Origin of the sequence: Chamaesiphon sp. VAR_48_metabat_403 (assembly GCF_031422475.1) — a bacterium.
Classification (GTDB): domain Bacteria; phylum Cyanobacteriota; class Cyanobacteriia; order Cyanobacteriales; family Chamaesiphonaceae; genus Chamaesiphon.
In genome coordinates this window covers 1-6,034 of the sequence record NZ_JANPLS010000319.1, presented here as the reverse complement: position 1 = coordinate 6,034, position 6,034 = coordinate 1, and the positions used below count along the sequence as shown (strand labels likewise).

5 protein-coding genes are annotated in these 6,034 nt (G+C 44.4%); 2 read left to right on the top strand and 3 right to left on the bottom strand.

Annotated elements, in window-relative coordinates; translation table 11 throughout:
* The first annotated feature begins 425 nt into the window (after positions 1–425).
* On the top strand, positions 426–659 hold the full coding sequence (locus RMO79_RS15455) for a ferredoxin-thioredoxin reductase variable chain (protein ID WP_310484069.1): 234 nt from the start codon (positions 426–428) through the stop codon (positions 657–659).
* Between the two features lie 105 nt (positions 660–764).
* On the opposite strand, the gene RMO79_RS15450 is transcribed toward RMO79_RS15455, so the two are convergent.
* Together RMO79_RS15450 and RMO79_RS15445 are read right to left on the bottom strand one after the other, a co-directional pair.
* Complete coding sequence (locus tag RMO79_RS15450) at positions 765–1,811, bottom strand: adenylate/guanylate cyclase domain-containing protein (protein WP_310484068.1); 1,047 nt, start codon at positions 1,809–1,811, stop codon at positions 765–767.
* Positions 1,812–1,884: 73 nt separating this feature from the next.
* Entirely contained in the window at positions 1,885–2,574 is a 690-nt protein-coding gene (locus RMO79_RS15445) for a DUF3120 domain-containing protein (RefSeq protein WP_310484067.1), read from the bottom strand.
* A gap of 372 nt (positions 2,575–2,946) precedes the next feature.
* Here RMO79_RS15445 and lnt point away from each other — a divergent pair, with 372 nt between their 5' ends.
* A complete protein-coding gene (gene lnt / locus RMO79_RS15440) occupies positions 2,947–4,554 on the top strand; it encodes an apolipoprotein N-acyltransferase (RefSeq protein ID WP_310484066.1) in 1,608 nt (535 codons plus the stop codon).
* A 276-nt stretch (positions 4,555–4,830) separates the two neighbouring features.
* Here the strand turns inward: lnt and RMO79_RS15435 are convergent.
* Positions 4,831–6,034, bottom strand: a 1,204-nt coding sequence (locus RMO79_RS15435; protein WP_310484065.1) for a DUF697 domain-containing protein, incomplete at its 5' end; no start/stop codon positions are given.

Below are 6,034 nucleotides of genomic sequence, written 5' to 3'. Positions count from 1 at the left end.
AGAACCTTTTACAATAAATCCTTTAAGATTATTGATATTACTAGAAAGATTTATTGTTTTATTACCTTTTCCTAAGTTTTGGTCATTGACAATATCTATATTTAATAAACCCTAACGAACTCAATCGCGAGTACATCGTCCCCTCTGTCTTCGACAAGCGCGTCGCTACCGCCGTCGCCTCTGCGGTTCAGAAAGCCGCAAGGGAGGAAGGAATTGCTAAGTATTAGGCTTTAGGCTTTAGGCTTTAGGTTTTGGGTTTTAGGTTTTGGGTTTTGGGGAAGAAGGGTAAAGGAATACAAACATTCCCACACTCCCCACACTCCTATCTCCCATCTCCCAACTCCCAACTCCGTACTCGATTTATGAGAGAATAGGGAATTATTAGTCGAATTTTGACAATCAAGAATATTAGGTAATTTAAGAATATGCAAGTAGGCGACCGCGTTCGTGTTAATACATCTGTAGTAATTTATCATCATCCCAAACATCGCGGTCAGGCTGTCGATATTCACAACCAAGAAGGTACAATCGATAAAATTGCCACTGAATGGAAAGGTCGCCCTGTCAGTGCCAATTTCCCGCTCGTTGTTAAATTCGATCTCGATAAACTGCGCGCGCACATGAAATCGGACGAATTAGAAGTTATTAAACCATCATAGTTCGATCGCAAGCCAGGATTGAATTTTGCAACTGCCACAGCTCTAAGCAACTGTGGTTACAAATCTCCAACTCAGGATAATCCAAAATCCAAATCGGATTTAACCTTACTTTACTCCATCAATATTACTTACATTGATTTGAGTCTGTGGTTGGACGATTTGAGTGGTGGTGCCCATATTTGCTAGTTGCAAAAAGGCATTCAATGGGCCAAAATTAGTAGCATGGACGATCGCGGGCGTATCGTAACCTTTAAGCTCGACAGAGCATTCTTTAAATACTCGATGCTTGCCTAATAATGGTGCTAAATAACGATAAGTAGAAGATCCGATCGCAATTTCTGCATTGAGATCTTTCGTAATAGTTTCGAGTCTAAATGCAGCATTGACAGTATCGCCCAATGCCGTATAGTCTGGTCTTTCGCTGCTCCCGGCATTACCGATCATTGCATGACCCGTATTGATTCCCGCGCCAATTCTCAGCTCGAATGGTAAGGGATATTGCTGGCTCAAGGCTCTGGTCATTTTATTGAGGTCGTCCAATGCCAAGAGAATATTCATCATCTCTTGCTTAGTGACGGTTTCGCCATTGTGAAACCATAATGCCATTAACGCATCGCCAATATATTTATCTACCCAACTCCCGCGATTGCGAATGATCGCGCCAGCATTACGGAACCAAGCACTCATTACTTCCGAGAGTAAGTTTTCGTTAGTCTGACGGGTCAAAATCGTAAAGTTTCGCATATCGACCACCATCACAGACATCAACTTCCGCAGATGCAATACTGAGGTAACGGTACCATCGAGAGTACCTTCAGCATCTAATCCTAGCGAACCATCCGCTCTCGGACAATGAAATTCAAACTCCGTTTGGCCGAACGTAATGCGATCTCCGTCGTGAATTGTGACAGGAATGCTAACTCTGCGCCCATTGACAAATGTGCCGTTACTACTACCTAAATCGATTAGATAGTGATCGCCAGCATCGGTGTATTGAATCATCGCATGATTGCGAGAAATACAACGATCTTTGACGACAAATTGATTGTCATCTCCCCGACCGACAGTCCAGCAGTTGCCATCAGTTAATGATAGCTGGCGTTGACCGTTGTCAGTATTGAGAATTAGATGAGGTGAGGTGCCCTGGTTCACGGTTGGGTAAAAATATGACGGTGAACTAGTCTATTGATACCTGTGCGATGCTAACCGAATCTAGACCGATAATTTAGGCATGGCTAGCAACCCACAGAAACAAACTATCAACGACGATCGTGGTCAGGACTGCGCCGCTAAAGGCGTACCAATGCCACTGCTTCGTTCCTAAAGGTATTATACCCACACCCAATAGTAAATTTACGAGTACCACTGCCCAGGCAGTGCCCCAAGGCGTGCGAACTTGTCCGATCGCTTGCTGTAAGATAGGCAGTGCTAAGCTCGGATCGACTTGCATCACTTGTCGCCAATGCTCCATTAAGCCAACTTGATAAAAATACAAATCGGTAATTGCCGTTCCAAGTAGCGAACCGAGGTAAAATAAAGCACCGACCTTGCCCACACCGCGCCACAATGCCCAAATTGCAAATGGTACGCCGATCGATTCGATCGGAATATGGATGGCAGGTTCCCACCTAAACCAGCCCCAATAAATCGCTCCAGCTAACCAACTCCAGCTAAATCCTAAAATCAGATCGCCCCAAATTTGGCTCTGGGGACGTTGAACTAAGATCCACCCCAAACTAACCCATAAAATGGTGAGAACAACGCTTAGAACTGGATAATGCCGCACCAGGGGAGCTTCAATAAAGACAGGAACAGATACTAAAAATGCCGATCCGGCAAATACACCCCAATTGCTGTGGAGTTGCCATCGCCATGTTCTGTTAGTTTCGCTGGATTTATAGCTAGAGTTAAACAAAGTATTATAGAGATTATTGACTTAATGTTTAGTTATATAAAGGCATTATATGAGCTATGTTGCGATCTATCAAGACAGCAAACCTTGTAGATAGTGACTTTGACAGCTTATTCGATCGCCAATCTCCCGATTTTAATTATGAGAAGTAAGTCTTTTGGGAGTTAACATTTGTTACGGGGAGCGACGATCGGTATAAAGTCTAACTAGTTATTTGCCCGATCGTTAAACGATCGTAAAGAATTTACCGATCGGTTGATTTCTGGCTAAATTCTACCTGGGCTACCGTCAGTCGCAATGTTACTACTGAGCGGCATAAGTTTGGATACCCGCTTTAATTACCCCACTCCCCACTCCCCGCTCCCCGCTCCCCACATGCTGCTACCATTTCGCAACCCGTTGGCTAAATTGAATCACCATTTATTTGAAATCGGACTCGCGCTCGGAAGCGGCATTTTAATGGGGCTGACATTTGCACCCGTGGAAGCTTGGTATCTAGCATGGGTGGCACTCGCACCGCTCTGGTATTTAATCTGTCGCCAGCAACATTCCGATCCCGTTATTTATGGCTTTAGTTGGGGGATTGGTTGTTATGGGTTGGCGTTGAGTTGGATTTTTGGCATTCATCCAATGATGTGGATGGGCGTGCCGTTTTTAGCTAGTTTGGGAATTGCGACTTTTTGCTTGACTTTTATTACTTTATGGGGAGCAAGTTTAGTAATCTTCTGGTCGATCGGCATGAGGTTTATTAATTCTAAATCTCAATTAAACCCGTTTATTCGTGTCCTGTTAGGTACAGTTTTATGGTGTGGATTGGAAGAGTTATATAGCCTCACCGATTTGTGGTGGACATCGATCGCGATGACTCAAAGCCCGCATAATTTAGCCATTTTACATTTGGGACAATTATCTGGGCCGACTACTGTTACTGGTGCGATCGTGTTAGTAAATGGTCTAATTGCCGAGGGCTGTTTGGCAATAAATCGAGATCGTCGTCAGCATTTGAAAAATCGCATTTTCCAGCAAGCATCACCTTATTTTATGAGCGCGATCGCCGCAATAATTATCTTACATGCGATCGGCTTTAATTTATTAAATAATCTCTTAATTGAGCCAGTAGAATCTAGTCTTAAAATTGGCATCATTCAAGGCAATGTCAGTAACGAAGTCAGACATTACCAGTCTGGCTACGAACTGGCGATGGAAAATTATACTAAAGGATATCTAGACTTAGCCGAGCGGGGAGTTTCTGCCGTTATCACGCCAGAAACAGCCCTGCCATATCGAGAAAGTCAAATTAAACGTACGCCCTTTTATCAAGCAATTTTAGATAAAAAAATTCCAGCATTTGTTGGTGGATTTGGGGAAGTCGGTAATAAAATTACCAATAGCATTTTAATAATCGATGGTGATGGCAAAGAAAGAGATCGGTATGATAAGTGGAAACTAGTCCCATTAGGTGAATATATTCCCTTCGAGCAGTATCTAGGTAAACTAGTCGATACGATCTCGCCACTAGATTCACATGTATTAGCTGGTAAATTTGCCCCATTAATAACTACTCCAATCGGGAATATTATCTTCGGTATTTGCTATGATTCGGCTTATCCCGAACATTTTCGTCGCCAAGCACAGACAGGCGATTTTATTGTTACGGCATCGAATGATGCTCATTATGGAATTGCGATGCCAGCCCAACATCACGCCCTAGATTTAATGCGCGCGATCGAGACAGATCGGTGGATGGTACGTGCGAGTAACACTGGTTATTCGGCATTTATCGATCCGCACGGGCGCACGCAATGGATCTCGAAACTTGATGAGTTTGCCGCCCACTCATATCAGATTTATCGCCGCAATACTCAGACTTTATACGTCAGATTTGGTAATTGGTTGACACCGCTATTATTTGCGATCGGGTTAATTTTATTTATCTGGCATTCCCAAACTTCAAAAACACTCAGCACCAAAAATAATGATTAAATATTTAGGCTGGGGATTTTTATTATTAATTGTCGTGAATCTGCTTGGAGCCGATTTAGCGATCTCGCAAGAATCGAGGCAGCAAGAGCAGCAATTTCAGCAGCTATTACCTTGTACGAGTAAACTTACAAAACTAACAATTTATCCACTTGTCTTTCCCAATTCAAAATCTATTAGTAAATATTTTGTAGCGTATTCAACTCGCCCAAAACAAGACTCCTGCGTGCAATCGAATTTAGATCTTGTTATTCGATCGAGCTTGGTGCAAGATACAAGCTACCCCACTTCAGGAGCCGCAGATTTGGGCATTAAGCGATCGATTCCTTGCCGAACGACAGTTTGCAGGTAAGCGACTCTTTGGTTGGCTTGAAAGACATTTTGGAGGGTATTGCCCAGCAGATCGAGGTTCCAGTTGTGGGCGGGTTCGGGTGCGACGAGATCTTGGGCTGCTAGGTATTCTACTAGCGTCAAACCAGCAATCCGAGTCAGATAAGCAGCACTCAAACCTTGTACCAATCCGCCCGCAACGAAGGTAGCCGCATTAGTTTTGAGCAAACCGCTAACTGTTTGAGTACACACTTCGATTAGTCCTAATTTCAGCATGACGCTACCCATCGCGCCAGCAGCAGCTTGCGCTTGCTCAAGGGAGAATTTTTGCTGATAGATGGCACCTAAATCTATTACCATCTGAGCGTTAACCGCCGCTGTCGCGAGTAAATCTAAGGCGGGAACTGGGTTGGCAAAAGCCGCCGCACCGACAATCCACTGATTTTGCTCGATAAGTGGTAAAGCGCGCTCGCGTCTGACGGTATTGAGGGCGGTTTTGGCGGTGGCTCGAACGCCAGCAATTTGACGGTAAGTATTACACCAGACGAGTTTTTCGCTTTCGCTAGCCAGGACGTGTGCCAATTGCCGATCGAGGCTGCTAATATCGACAGGTGGTGTTTCTAATGTATCGATCGATGTACCGTCTGCCTGAATTTTGCGGACTTTAATCGGCGTGGGTGCGGTACTGGTATCAACCACATCGGCAGCTTGGAGAGTACCACTGACGATCGATTGCAGTTGATGAAGAATCTGGCTGCGTTCTTCTGGTAAATACCGATCGGCTCGATCGAATACCAGCATGACTCGCTGATTAGCCTGATGCAGTGCATTCAGATGTTTGTATTCGGTAGCTGTGAGATCGCCATTAGTTACGAATAACACTAAATCTGCATTCAGGGCAATGCTTTCGGCAATGGCGGCGGAATTGCTTTCGCCATTGACGGTAAATAATGCAGGCGTTTCGATGTATTTAAGCGGTGTGGAGCAGACGACTGGTGTGGTGGTGAGTTGCTGCATCAGGCTGCTTTTACCCACTTTTTGCCAGCCAGTAATCGCAATCTTACGCTCCGTTCGCGTTAGATTATTCGTAGCTAGAATTAATTGTTGTTTGAATCGATCGATCTGGGGATAATCGGGACTTTCGATCGTGAGT

Excerpts from the sequence above, each read along its gene's own strand:
- RMO79_RS15455 (WP_310484069.1), top strand. The coding sequence starts at position 426 with ATGCAAGTAGGCGACCGCGTTCGTGTTAATACATCTGTAGTAATTTAT.
- lnt (WP_310484066.1), top strand. The coding sequence starts at position 2,947 with ATGCTGCTACCATTTCGCAACCCGTTGGCTAAATTGAATCACCATTTA.